The sequence below is a fragment of the Comamonas testosteroni genome (genome assembly GCF_000761245.1).
GTDB classification, from domain to species: domain Bacteria; phylum Pseudomonadota; class Gammaproteobacteria; order Burkholderiales; family Burkholderiaceae_C; genus Comamonas; species Comamonas testosteroni_C.
In genome coordinates this window covers 261611-274699 of sequence record NZ_AWOR01000001.1, presented here as the reverse complement: position 1 = coordinate 274699, position 13089 = coordinate 261611, and the positions used below count along the sequence as shown (strand labels likewise).

The following is a 13089-nucleotide window of genomic DNA, read 5'->3' as shown; positions in this document are numbered from 1 at the left end:
CCGGCCAAGCCCGGCCTGCTGCCGCACCCCTGCCTCTCACACCAAAACAACGACCGCTGGAGTGCAGCTCTTTTCGGAGCTGCGCCACCGCGGCAGCCCGCGCCCCGGCCACTGGCCGGCGGTGTCTTGCCTTTTCCCGGAGACCTAGATGACCCATTCCCTTTCCCTGTCTCGCCGCCGCAGCCTGCAGACCCTGGCAGCAACCGCCCTGTTCGCTCTGGGCGCTGCTCCCGCCATGGCCCAGACGCCCTATCCCAGCAAGCCCATCACCATGATCGTGCCCTTCTCGGCCGGCGGCACGACCGACATCCTGGCGCGCGTGGTGGGCCAGGCCCTGAGCACCGAACTGGGCCAGAGCATCATCATCGACAACCGCCCCGGCGCGGGCGGCAATATCGGCGGCCAGGCCGCAGCCCGTGCAGCTGGCGACGGCTACACCCTGTTCATGGGCACGGTGGGCACGCACGCCATCAACGAAGCCCTGTACAAGAAGATGCCCTTCGACCCGGTCAAGGACTTCGCTCCGCTGACTCGCGTCGCCAATGTGCCCAATCTGCTGGTCGCCCACCCCAGCCAGCCCTTCAAGACGGTCAAGGAAATGATGGCCTACGCCAAGGCCAATCCCGGCAAGCTGAATTTCGGCTCCTCGGGCTCGGGCAGCTCCATCCATCTGTCGGGCGAGCTGTTCAAGTCCATGACCCGCCTAGACATGGTGCATGTGCCCTACAAGGGCAGCGCGCCGGCCATCACCGACCTGCTGGGCAACCAGATCGCCATCATGTTCGACAACATGCCCTCGGCCATCCAGCATGTGCGCTCGGGCAAGCTGCGCCCCATCGCCGTGACCACAGCCAAGCGCTCGCCCGAGCTGCCCGATGTGCCCACCGTGGCCGAAGCCGGCGTGCCCGGCTACGAGGCAACCTCCTGGTTCGGTCTGTTCGTGCCCGTCAAGACACCTGCCGACATCCAGCAAAAGCTGCATGCCGCCATTGCCAAGGTGCTCAAGGATCCCGCTGTGATCAAGAAGATCAACGACCAGGGCGGTGAAGTCGTGATCGACACCCAGGAAGGCTTTGCCAAGTTCATCGACGCCGAAGCCAAGAAGTGGGGCAAGGTGGTCAAGGACTCCGGCGCCAGCGTCTGAGATCCAACACACCCCCTGAGCCGCTGCGCGGCTTCCCCCTCTCCTTCGAGAGGGGGACGACAGCCTCGCTGCGGGACGGCCCTTGCTCGCTGTCCCTGGCTTGATCCACGCCAGTTTCATGCGCTGCTGCGCGCTCTACTTCACTCATCGCCTGCGAGTCTGTATGACCACCTCCCTGCTCTCCACCGCCACCGGCGATTTCCGCATTGATCTGCAAGGCCCTGACGACGCCCCCGTGCTCGTGCTCTCCAACTCCCTGGGCACAACGCTTCAGATGTGGGATGCACAGGCAGCTGCCCTGCGCAGCGAATTTCGCGTGCTGCGCTACGACACCCGCGGCCATGGCGCCAGCGTATGCAACGACGGCCCCTACAGCTTCGAGCAGCTGGGCCGCGATGTGCTGGCCATCCTCGACGCATTGGAGGTGCAACAGGCGCATTTCTGCGGCATCTCCATGGGCGGCCTGACCGGGCTGTGGCTGGGCGTCAATGCCGGCCAGCGCCTGCGCAGCCTCACCGTGGCCAACAGCGCCGCCAGGATCGGCGTGGAGTCGGCCTGGCTGGAGCGTGCCGCCCAGGTGCGCGCCAGCGGCGCAGCCGGCATGCAGGCCCTGGCCGAATCATCGCCCAGCCGCTGGTTCACGCCAGGCTTTGCGGCTGCCCAGCCCGCCGTGGTGCAGCGCGCCCAGAGCTGGATCGCAGGTATCGCGCCCGAGGGCTATGCCAGCTGCTGCGAAGCCCTGGCCCACGAAGACCTGCGCACTGCGATTGCCGCCATCGCCACCCCCACTCTACTGGTGGCCGGCGCACAGGACCCCGTGACCACGGTGGCCGATGCCCAGGCCATGCAGGCCGCCATCGCCGGCTCGCAGCTGGTCGAGCTGCAGACCTCGCATCTGTCCAACCTGGAGGCACCCCAGGCCTTCGAACAGGCCCTGGCGGGCTTTGCACGCCAGCACTGACCGACGCCGCGACGACCGGCTGCCCGCATCCGGCAGCGGCCGCCACGGCCTGTGATACGGAGATTGCCATGTCCTCTAACTCCCGCCGCTGGAAGCAGCGCCCCGAAGGCTCGACCTGGGGCGATTTCGGTGAAGACGACCAGCTCGGCCGCCTGAATCTGCTGACCCCCGAAAAAGTCCGCCAAGGTGCGGCTGAAGTGCAGACCGGCCATCGCTTTGCACTGAGCCTGCCGCTGGACTACCCGGGCGGCAGCGCCCTCAACCCCAACCGCAAGCCGCCCGTGCTGCGCCCGCTGCAGCGCAAGGGCCGCGTCAACTTCAACTGCCTGCTGCAGGAGCTGGAGCCAGGCCGCACCGACGTGCTCTCGGACGATATGGTCATCCTGTCGCTGCAGTACTCCACGCAGTGGGACGGCCTAGCCCACGTGGGCGCCCTGTTCGATGCCAATGGCGACGGCCTGCCCGAGCCGCTGTACTACAACGGCTTTGCCGCCGGCGTCGACATCGTGGGCCCCGCCGAGCTGAGCGGCACCGGCATCCCCGCGCGCCTGGACGACAGCGCCAGCACCAGCTGCGCCAAGGCCCTGGGCATTGAAGGCATGGCCCGCAACGGCGTGCAGGGCCGCGGTGTGATGGTGGACCTGCGCGCCCACTTCGGCGACGCGCGTACCGTGGTCGGCTACGAGCAGTTGATGCAGGTCATCGCCACCGACGGCGTGCAGATCGAGCCCGGCGACATGCTGTGCCTGCACACGGGTTTTGCCCAGCGCGTGCTGGAGATGCACAAAAACCCCGACCCCGAGGTGCTGGAGCAGGCCTGCGCCGTGCTCGACGGGCGCGATGCACGCCTGCTGCAGTGGATCACCGACAGCCAGATCGCCGTCATCGCCACCGACAACTACGCGGTCGAGGCCTTCCCCGCGCGCCCAGGTGCTGCCTGCTGCGCGGCCCTGCCGCTGCACGAGCACTGCCTGTTCAAGCTGGGCGTGCACCTGGGTGAGCTGTGGCACCTGACGCCGCTGGCGCACTGGCTGCGCGAGCACGGTCGCCACCGTTTCCTGCTCACGGCGCCGCCACTGAACCTGCCGGGTGCCATCGCCTCGCCGGTCACGCCGGTCGCCACGGTCTGAGCCCAACACCGGAGCCTTCATGCCCTTCATCATCGAAACCTTCGACAAGCCCGGCCACCAGGCCGTGCGCCAGGCCCATCGCCCCGCGCACCTGGGCTTTCTGGACACCCACAAGCACCTGCTGCTGGCCTGCGGCGCCAAGCTGGCCGACGACGGCAGCGACCTCGGCGGCGGCCTGTACGTGGTGGAGCTGGACACGCGCGAAGCGGCCCAGTCCTTCATAGAGTCCGATCCTTTCTTCCAGGCCGGCCTGTTCGAGCGGGTGTCCATCACCCGCTGGCGCAAAGCCTATGTCGCCGGCACCAGCCACCTGCCTGCGGCGGCCTAGCTCCAGTCCAGCCCCCCCCTTTCCCAGCATTCCGTCCGAAAGTATTGCCATGTCTTCCCAGAACGCTTCCCTTCCCGTCCCTCCCCGCGTGCTGATCACCGGTGGCGGTGCCGGCATCGGTGCGGCCGCTGCCGAGCGCTGCCGTGCCGACGGCTACGAGCCCATCATCATCGACCGTGTGGTCGATCACGTTCCGGGCGGCATCCAGGCCGACCTCAGCAATGCCGAGGACACGGCCCGCGCGCTGCGCCTGGCCCTGGAAGGCGGCCCCATCACGCGCCTGATCAACAACGTGGGCGTGGTCGTGCCCAATGACGCCGCGTCCCAGACCCTGGCCGAGTTCGACCTGGCCGTCTCGCTGAACCTGCGCTGCGCCTTCCAGTGCATGCAGGCCCTGCTGCCCGGCATGAAGGAGGCGGGCTTCGGGCGCATCGTCAACATGTCCTCGCGCGCCGCTCTGGGCAAGGACCTGCGCACCGCCTACGCGGCCACCAAGGCCGGCCTGATCGGCATGACGCGCGTCTGGGCTCTGGAGCTGGGACAGTGGGGCATCACGGCCAACGCCATAGGCCCCGGCCCCATCCGCACCGAGCTGTTTGACAAGGCCAACCCGCCCGATGCACCGCGCACGCAAAAGATCATCCAGTCCGTGCCCGTCAAGCGCGTGGGCACGCCCGAAGACGTGGCCCATGCCGTGTCCTACATGCTCGACGAGCGCAGCGGCTTTGTGACCGGACAGGTGCTCTATGTCTGCGGCGGCATGACCGTCGGCGTGGCGTCCGTATGAACACCCCCTGAGCCGCGCTGCGACTTGCCCATATGCACGGCGCCCTTTCTCGCTACGCGGTAGTGGGACGACGCCCACGCGGCGGGACGGCCCGGGCTCGGCGTCTCTGACGCAAGCCCTGCCAGCCACTTCCGCAGAGCCACGTTCCAGCCCTGCGCCCCCCGCGGCGCAGGCGCCTTCCTCTCCCCACAAATCATTCCAACCCCGGAGACCGGCACCCATGTCGAAAATCACCGCCTTCTTTACCGAGCTGATGCGCAAGTATCTGCCCGACCCCTTTGTCTTCGCCATCCTGCTGACCCTGTTGACCATGGTCCTGGCCTTTGCCGTGGAAAGCCGGCCCGTCGACCTGGTCGTCGAGGACTGGGGCAAGGGCTTCTGGAGCCTGCTGGCCTTCACCACCCAGATGGCCGTGATCCTGGTCATGGGCTATGTGCTGGCGGCCGCGCCCCTGGTCAACCGCTTCCTGGATCGCATCGCCAGCCACGTGCACACGCCGCGCCAGGCCATCATCGTGGCCACCATCGTGGGCTGCGTGGGCAGCTACCTGAACTGGGGCTTCGGCCTGGTGATCGGCGGCATCATGGCGCGCAAGCTGGCGCTCAAGGTCAAGGGCGTTCACTATCCGCTGATCATCGCCTCGGCCTATACCGGCTTCACCATGTACAGCCTGGGCTTCTCGGCCACGATTCCGGTGTTGATCTCGACCAAGGGCCACACCTTCGAGAGCAGCATGGGCCTGATCCCGCTGACGCAGACCATCTTCTCGGCCCCCATGCTGCTGACCAGTCTGGCCGTGCTCATCGCCCTGCCGCTTCTGAACGCCGCCATGCACCCCAAGGCCGGCGAGAAGATCGTGGAGCTGGACCCCGCCGTGGCAGCCGACGAAGGCAAGGGCGGCGCGGGCCACGACCTGCTGGGCGACCAGAAGACCCTGGCCTACCGCCTGAACAACAGCCGCGCGCTCAATCTGCTGATCGGCCTGTGCGGCATGGCCTATGTCGTGCTGCACTTCGTCAAGGGCGGCAACCTCGACCTGAACATGATCAACTTCTTCATCCTGTTCCTGGGTGTGCTGCTGCTCAAGACGCCCATGCTCTATGTGGAAAAGGTCAATGAGGGCGTCAAGACCATCGGCGGCATCATCCTGCAGTTCCCCTTCTACGCAGGCATCATGGCCATCATGCATGGCTCGGGGCTGGTGGAGTCCATCGCCCACATCTTCGTGAGCATCGCCAGCGAGCACACGCTGCCGCTGTGGGGGCTGGTCAGCTCCTTCGTGATCAACTTCTTCGCACCCTCGGGCGGCGGCCACTGGGTGCTGCAGGGGCCGTTCATGATCGACGCGGCCAAGACCCTGGGCGCCTCTCAGGCCCAGACCGCCATGTCGGTGATGCTGGGCAATGGCTGGAACGACCTGGTCCAGCCTTTCTGGATCCTGCCGGCCCTGGCACTGTCCAAGCTCAAGCTCAAGGACATCATGGGCTATACCGTGGTCTCCATGATGCTGGTCGGCGTCATCTACGCGACCACCATGCTGATCTGGCCTCATCTGTAACAGAGCGCCAGCGTACTTTTTCCGTTCACATCCTCACCTAGGAGAACCCATGCTTTTCATGGTCGAAATGATTGTCCAGATCCCCCACTCGCTGGACCCCGCCCTGGTCGCGCAGATCAAGCAGGACGAGAAGGAATACTCGCAAAAGCTGCAGCGCGAAGGCAAGTGGCGCCATATCTGGCGCGTGGTGGGCGAATACGCCAACGTCAGCATCTTTGATGTAGGCAGCAATGACGAGCTGCACGGCCTTCTCAGCGGCCTGCCGCTGTTCCCCTATATGCAGATCAAGGTCAAGCCCCTGGCCAACCACCCCTCCTCCATCGTGCAGGAGTAAGCACGACAGCGACGGGCAAGCGCCCGCCCGCAACAAAGCCCATGCAGGTTTTGCCCGCATGGGCTTTGTTTTTGATAGCTATCACCGGCTATTCACAAATGATTTCAATATGTTTTGTATCTGAAATCTTTATCAATCAAGCGATAGAAGCTCCTATAAAAAGAGCTTTCGCGTTGTCGCTGCTGCCTGCCCCAGGCCGCGTCTTTGCCGGCCTTCAGGTATAGCGCTTGGCGCGCAGATTGTTCTTCATCTGCTCCAGCGCCGGCTGCAGTGCCGGCCCGATGCGCAGGGCCACGCAGGTCGCCAGCACATCGATGATGAGCAGGTGCAGCAACCGCGAGACCATGGGACTGTAGCGGTCGTAGCCTTCGGGGTGATCGGCAGCCAGATGCACCTGGCAAGCGGAGGCAAGAGGCGAGCCGCTGGCCGTGATGGCGATGGTGGTGGCCCCATTCTTGCGGGCGATATCTGCGGCGTCCATCAGATCCCGCGTGCGCCCGGAGTTCGAAATAATGACCACGCAGTCGCCCGGCCCCAGCAAGGTCGCGCTCATGACCTGCATATGGCCATCGCTGGTGGCCAGACTGGTCACACCAAGGCGGAAAAACTTGTGCTGGGCATCCAGCGCCACGATGCCCGAGTTCCCGGCGCCGTAAAACTCGATGCGCTTGCCCGTCTGCCAGGTCGCTGCAATCGCCTGCGCAGCCTGCTCTATGGCCGCCGTGCTCGCCGCATTGCGGTACTGCAGAAAAGCGGCAACCGCGTTGTCCACCACCTTGACCATGACATCGCTGGTCTTGTCATCGCTGTCCACGCTGCGATGGATGAAGGGCACGCCTTCGCTGACGCTGCCTGCGAGCTTGAGCTTGAAGTCCGCCAGGCCGTCATAACCCATGCTGCGGCAAAAGCGCACCACCGTGGGTTTGCTGACATGCGCCCGCACCGCCAGCTCTCGCACCGGCAGATGCGCGAAGGCCCGCGGATCGGCCAGTACCAAGCGTGCAACACGCTGCTCTGCAGGCGCCAGGGACGGAAGGGAGGCAGTAATCCGATCAAGCATATTGGCGCAGATGAGGTGGAGGCAATGAATGCGTGCAGAAAAAGGCGAGCATAAGACCGAAGCGCCTCACGCCTCGCAAAATGGCCGCAAAACTTGAATATTTCCGCAAATAAATAGGCGAGCGGGCATATTCAGCAGGGTTTGCCTTGATACATCATCAAACGGAGTGTCTGCAGGCTCATTCTCAATAAGGGATTCCCGCTCTACACTTGCTGGTTAGTTTGAAACACAGCAAAGGATGGACATGAATCAGTTGGAGGCGCTCAAGCAATTCACGACCGTGGTCGCGGACACCGGTGATTTTCATCAACTGGCGCAGTTTCAACCGCAAGATGCCACCACCAATCCATCCCTGATTCTCAAAGCGGTTCAAAAGACCGAATATGCGCCGCTGATGCGCGCCACCGTGGCGCAATTCAAAGACAGAGGACTGGACGAAATCATGGACCGGACGCTGGTGCGCTTCGGCTGTGAGATTCTGAGCACCATACCCGGTCGTGTCTCTACCGAGGTCGATGCCCGCCTGTCTTTCGACACCTTGGCCACGGTCACGCGCGCCGAGCGACTGATCGAGCTGTATCAGGCCGCAGGCATCCACACCGAGCGCGTGCTCATCAAGATCGCCGCCACCTGGGAAGGGATTGAGGCGGCCCGCATTCTTGAGCAGCGCGGCATTCACACCAATCTGACGCTGCTGTTCTCCTTCTGTCAGGCCGTTGCCTGCGGCCAGGCCAAGGTTCAGCTGATCTCGCCCTTTGTGGGCCGCATCTATGACTGGTACAAAAAGCAGGCCGGCGCGCAATGGGATGAGGCCGCCATGGCTGGCGCCAATGACCCCGGAGTGCGCTCGGTACAGAAAATTTACGACTACTACAAGCACTTCGATGTTTCCACCGAGGTCATGGGTGCAAGCTTTCGTAATATCGGCCAGATTCTGGCTCTGGCGGGCTGCGATCTGCTTACCATTGCACCTGAGCTGCTGGCTCAACTCCGCGCACAGCAGGACGAGACCACGCCTGTCACCCGCGCCCTGGACCCGGACAAGGCCAGAGCCCAGCCGCAGGAGCGCGTTCTGTATGACCAGGCCTCGTTTCGCTTTGCGCTGAACGAAGATGCCATGGCCACCGAAAAGCTGGCCGAGGGCATTCGCGCTTTCACCGCAGACACACTGAAGCTGGAAGCATTGATGCAGCAAGCGGCTGCATGATTGACTGGAATTTCCTTTGACGCCTCTTTGTCACGAGCTGCCTGCCTGGCAGGCTTTGCAAACCCATTACCGGTCGCAGATCCAGCATCTGGATTTGCGCCAGGCTTTTGCACAAGACCCGCAACGTCTTGACGCCCTGAGCATGCAGGCGCCACATGTCTTCGCCGATCTGTCGAAAAACCTCTGGACTAGCGAAACCGAGGCCCTTCTGAGGCAGCTTGCAGCCGAGAGCCAGCTCGCGAGCAAGCGCGACTCCATGCTGGCCGGCGCCGCCATCAATACCAGCGAGCAGCGCAGCGCGATGCACTGGCTGCTGCGCACTCCTGCAGACGGCGGGCAGCTCGCCCAGTCCCCTGTGCTACGGTCCTGGCCCCAGGACATGCACTCGGCGCTGCGTGAAGTTCACGACACGCTGGATCGAATGCTCGCCCTGGCCGATCAGATCAGGGGCAGCGGGCAGATCACCGATATCGTCAATATCGGCATCGGCGGCTCGCACCTGGGTCCGGAAGTCGTGGTCAATGCCCTTGAGGACTGGATAGACCAGGACAAGAACTTTCACTTTGTATCCAACGTGGATGGCCACGAGCTGGGACATGTGCTGCGCCGGGTCAAACCGGAAAGCACGCTGTTTCTGATTGCCTCCAAATCCTTCACTACGGCCGAGACCATGCTGAATGCTCGCTCGGCCAGGCAGTGGTTTCTGGACCATGGGGGCAGCACAGATCCGCAAGTGCCATGCTCGATTGACCAGCACTTCGTGGCCCTCACCACCAATACACAGGCTGCGGCGGAATTCGGCATACAGCGCACACTGGGTTTCTGGGACTGGGTGGGCGGACGCTTTTCGCTGTGGTCCGCCATCGGCTTGCCTATCGCCATCGCAATAGGTTCGGAGCAGTTCAGGGCTCTGCTGAACGGCGCTCATGCGATGGACGCCCACTTTTTCACTGCGCCCATGCAAAGCAATCTCCCGGTGCGCCTGGGACTGCTGGACGTCTGGTATCGCAATTTCTGCCAGTTTTCCAGCCGCTGCATTGCCCCATACAGCCACGGCCTGCGCCGCCTGACGGCCTATCTGCAGCAGCTGGAGATGGAGAGCAATGGCAAAAGCATCAACAAGAATGGAATACAGCTCTCCGCCCCCACTGCACCGGTGATCTGGGGCGAGCCCGGCACCAATGGGCAGCATGCTTTTTTCCAGATGCTGCACCAGGGGCGCGATGTCATACCGGTCGAATTCATTGCCCTGCGCGACGGGGGCAAATACCTGGGCGAGCACCATCAAAGCCTGGTGGTCAACGCCATTGCCCAGGCCCAGGCGCTGATGGTGGGTCGCTGCGGAGAGGGGCTGGAAAAAGATTGTCCCGGCAATCGCCCCAGCAGCTTCCTGATGCTTGAAAGACTGGACCCCGCCTCTCTGGGCGCCTTGATCGCGCTGTATGAACATCGCATCTTTGTCTCTGGCGCCATCTGGGATATCAACAGCTTCGACCAGTGGGGTGTGGAGCTGGGCAAGAAGCTGGCAAAGCAGCTGCATGCCCGCCAGAGCCACAATGACTGGGCTGGAGTGGACGCATCGACGCAGGAGTTGATGAAGCGCCTGATGCAAAGTCGCTGAGCCCCAAAAGCACAGGCCCGGCAGGGCCATGCTTTAAGCCTGCTCAGACCGCGCTGGCTTGCGGCAAATGGGGATAGCGCACGCCGGCCAGACTTTCCAGCCCAAACTCGGCGAGCAGCTGATGCAGGCGTTGCACCGCACTGCGCTTTTTCTGCCCCGTGTAACGGGCCACGATCAATTCGTTTTTCATGCTGTGCTCCCAGCCCACCAGCTCGGTGACCGTGACCTGGTAGCCGCAAGCCTCCAGATACAGACAGCGCAGCACATTGGTGATCTGACTGCCCATCTCGCGAGTGTGGATCGGGTGACGCCACAACTCGGCCAGCGGAGTGCGCGCCAGACTCATGGCCTTGGTCTGACGCAGGCATGCAGCCACCTCTGCCTGACAGCAAGGCACCAGCACCATGGCCTTGGCCTGCTTTTCCAGCCCGAAGGCTATCGCATCATCAGTCGCCGTATCGCAGGCATGCAGGGCCGTGACCACATCGAACTGCGAAGGCATGAAGTCTGCTCGCGTGGACTCGGCCACCGACATATTGAGAAACTCCATGCGATCGAAGCCAAGTTCAGTCGCCAACTTCTGAGACGCCTCGACCAGCGGCGCACGCGTCTCGATACCGAAAATCCGGCCCTGAGCCAAGGCCTTGAAATACAGGTCGTAAAGAATGAACCCCAGATAGGACTTGCCCGCACCATGGTCAGCCAGTGTCACGGCATGCCCATCCCTGGACAGCTCTGTCAGCAAAGGCTCGATGAACTGATAGAGGTGATAGACCTGCTTGAGCTTGCGGCGCGAATCCTGATTGAGCTTGCCCTCGCGCGTCAGAATATGCAGAGCCTTGAGCAGCTCAAGGCTCTGGCCGGGCTTGAGCCCCAGTTGCTCGGCGATATCAAGTGCCCCTGCTTTGGCGGGCTTTTGCAGGCTCTGCTTTTTATCGTTCTTACCCATCACTTCTCTGCCTTCGTCTGAGCATTGCCCGTCACGGGGCAGCGAGCCCCGACATCCAGGTCCAGCCAGCCCTCGATGCCGATCTTTTCCAGCGTTTCCATGTTGCGCTCGTATATCGTTTCGGCTTCCGGAAACACCTCCACAGCCTTGTCGATGCTGTCTTCGCGCAGCAAGTGCAATATGGGATAGGGAGCACGATTGGTGCAGTTGGTAACGTCGTCCACATCCGTGCCCTCAAACTGAAATTGAGGATGAAACGAGGCGACCTGCAAAATACCCCCCAGATCCAGCTCCTCGATCATGGCATCCGCCACTTCAAGAAAGTCATTGAAGTCCAGAAAATCCTGCAGGGCATGGGGCAGTATCAGCAGTGTGGTGTCGCGTTTTTCTGCGTTGGCTTCGGCCAGGGCCTCAAGCTCGCGATGCAGAGCCTCGGCAACAGCCTCCGCATCGGTCGCATCGCTGACGGCATAGTGGATCTGAGCCTTGACATGCACGCCTTTGGCGAAAGGGCATAGGTTGAGACCTATCACGGCCTTTTCCAGCCAGCGCACGGTATCCGCAATCACAAGCTCTGGCGGGAAAGCCTGATCGGCGATGGTTGAAGTTTCGGTCATGTCAGGGCCCTCCAAAATGCAAACGGGGGCCATCGCCCCCAAAGAATGCGCACTGGGCGGGAAATATTCCGGCTCTAGATACACAGGACCACTATTTTAGCGATCCGGCCTGTGCCATGCTCGCCAATGGCAGCAAGACCGTTGGAGAGCTTCCCTCAGGCCTCGCCCAGCAGCCTAAGCCCGGTAATGCGCTCATGCTCACGCGCTGCATAACGATCCGTCATACCCGCAATAAAGTCTGCCACCACTCGCGCACGTTCATGCAGGGTAGTGACGATATGGGTACGCTGAACAAAGCGCGGCTTCATGCGTTCAGGCTCCACCATATAAGCGGCAAACAGCTCTTTCACAACTTGCTGGGCGCTGTTCATGGTCTGCATGACTTGAGGGTGCCGATAGAGCTGCCTGAATAAGAACTGCTTGAGCACCAGGGACTGCGCTTTCATCTCTTCGCTGAAACCGATCAGCGTCCGGCCATGCTGACGAACCTCCTGCACCGAGCGTACAGCCGCCTGCTCAATACCGGCCTGTGAGTGATGGATGACGTCATAGACCTGGTCACTGAGCATGCGGCGAATGCTCTCATAGAGCAGCTTTCGCTGAGCTCCCGGCAGAGCCAGATCGGGCCAATCCGCCAATGTCGAGGCGTAATAGCGGGCAAACAAAGGCACGGCTTCACGCAACTGGGTCATGGTGATCAAACCTGATCGAACGCCGTCGTCCACATCATGGGCGTTATAGGCAATCGCATCCGCCAGATTGCATAGCTGAGCTTCCAGAGAAGGCTGAGTGCCATCCAGAAAACGCTCAGCCACGCCGCCGGGCTCCCGTGCATGCAGCAATTGCGCATTGCTGAGCGAGCAATGCTTGAGAATTCCCTCGCGCGTTTCAAAAGTCAGGTTCAGACCGTCAAAGGCAGGATAACGCTCCTCCAACCTATCCACTACACGCAGACTTTGCAGATTGTGCTCAAAGCCGCCATGGGGCTTCATGCACTCATTGAGCGCGTCTTGCCCTGCATGTCCAAAAGGTGTGTGACCCAGATCATGCGCCAGACAGATGGCTTCAACCAGGTCTTCATCCAGGCGCAAAGAACGCGCGATGGAGCGCCCCAGTTGCGCCACTTCCAGAGAATGCGTGAGCCGGGTTCGGAACAGATCGCCCTCATGGTTCACAAAAACCTGGGTCTTGTAAACCAACCTCCTGAAAGCCGAGGAGTGAACAATGCGATCCCGATCGCGCTGAAAGTCGCTGCGCGTGGGAGCCGGGGGCTCAGCAAAGCGACGCCCGCGGCTTTGCTGGGGATGGCAGGCGTAGGAAGCCAGAGCGGTCATGCAAATCGCCTCAACAACTCAATGCAATGACTCTAACAGCTATGGGCTTGCGTCCCCCC

At 62.4% G+C, this 13089-nt stretch carries 13 protein-coding genes; 9 read left to right on the top strand and 4 right to left on the bottom strand.

Annotated features, from left to right (window positions below; genetic code table 11):
- The first annotated feature begins 148 nt into the window (after window positions 1-148).
- The 7 genes from P353_RS01180 (at window position 149) to catC (ending at window position 6242) form a co-directional block, all read left to right on the top strand.
- Window positions 149-1144, top strand: coding sequence for a Bug family tripartite tricarboxylate transporter substrate binding protein (locus P353_RS01180; protein WP_034364399.1), 996 nt, complete (start codon window positions 149-151; stop codon window positions 1142-1144).
- Window positions 1145-1307: 163 nt separating this feature from the next.
- On the top strand, window positions 1308-2105 hold the full coding sequence (gene pcaD / locus P353_RS01175; protein WP_034364398.1) for a 3-oxoadipate enol-lactonase: 798 nt from the start codon (window positions 1308-1310) through the stop codon (window positions 2103-2105).
- Window positions 2106-2173: 68 nt separating this feature from the next.
- Complete coding sequence (locus P353_RS01170) at window positions 2174-3235, top strand: cyclase family protein (RefSeq protein WP_034364396.1); 1062 nt, start codon at window positions 2174-2176, stop codon at window positions 3233-3235.
- Between the two features lie 19 nt (window positions 3236-3254).
- Window positions 3255-3563, top strand: a complete 309-nt coding sequence (locus P353_RS01165; RefSeq protein ID WP_034364394.1) for a YciI family protein — start codon at window positions 3255-3257, stop codon at window positions 3561-3563.
- 49 nt (window positions 3564-3612) lie between these two features.
- Entirely contained in the window at window positions 3613-4350 is a 738-nt protein-coding gene (locus P353_RS01160; RefSeq protein ID WP_034364392.1) for an SDR family oxidoreductase, read from the top strand.
- Between the two features lie 220 nt (window positions 4351-4570).
- A complete protein-coding gene (locus P353_RS01155; RefSeq protein WP_034364390.1) occupies window positions 4571-5908 on the top strand; it encodes a short-chain fatty acid transporter in 1338 nt (445 codons plus the stop codon).
- Between the two features lie 49 nt (window positions 5909-5957).
- Window positions 5958-6242, top strand: coding sequence for a muconolactone Delta-isomerase (gene catC, locus P353_RS01150; RefSeq protein ID WP_034364388.1), 285 nt, complete (start codon window positions 5958-5960; stop codon window positions 6240-6242).
- 214 nt (window positions 6243-6456) lie between these two features.
- Here catC and P353_RS01145 read toward each other — a convergent pair whose 3' ends face one another.
- On the bottom strand, window positions 6457-7302 hold the full coding sequence (locus tag P353_RS01145) for an SIS domain-containing protein (protein ID WP_003058703.1): 846 nt from the start codon (window positions 7300-7302) through the stop codon (window positions 6457-6459).
- A gap of 244 nt (window positions 7303-7546) precedes the next feature.
- Between P353_RS01145 and tal the strand changes: the two genes are divergently transcribed.
- Both tal and pgi read left to right on the top strand, forming a co-directional pair.
- Window positions 7547-8509, top strand: coding sequence for a transaldolase (gene tal, locus P353_RS01140; RefSeq protein ID WP_034365384.1), 963 nt, complete (start codon window positions 7547-7549; stop codon window positions 8507-8509).
- 16 nt (window positions 8510-8525) lie between these two features.
- Window positions 8526-10130: a glucose-6-phosphate isomerase gene (gene pgi, locus P353_RS01135; RefSeq protein ID WP_034364386.1), complete on the top strand. Its 1605-nt coding sequence runs from the start codon at window positions 8526-8528 to the stop codon at window positions 10128-10130.
- A gap of 43 nt (window positions 10131-10173) precedes the next feature.
- Here pgi and P353_RS01130 read toward each other — a convergent pair whose 3' ends face one another.
- From P353_RS01130 to P353_RS01120, 3 genes are all read right to left on the bottom strand, one after another.
- Window positions 10174-11079, bottom strand: a complete 906-nt coding sequence (locus P353_RS01130) for a class I SAM-dependent methyltransferase (RefSeq protein ID WP_034364384.1) — start codon at window positions 11077-11079, stop codon at window positions 10174-10176.
- Window positions 11079-11696: a DUF1415 domain-containing protein gene (locus tag P353_RS01125; protein ID WP_034364381.1), complete on the bottom strand. Its 618-nt coding sequence runs from the start codon at window positions 11694-11696 to the stop codon at window positions 11079-11081. Before P353_RS01125 ends, P353_RS01130 begins: the two co-directional genes overlap by 1 nt.
- Window positions 11697-11851: 155 nt before the next feature.
- A complete protein-coding gene (locus tag P353_RS01120; protein WP_034364379.1) occupies window positions 11852-13030 on the bottom strand; it encodes a deoxyguanosinetriphosphate triphosphohydrolase in 1179 nt (392 codons plus the stop codon).
- Window positions 13031-13089: the final 59 nt, after the last annotated feature.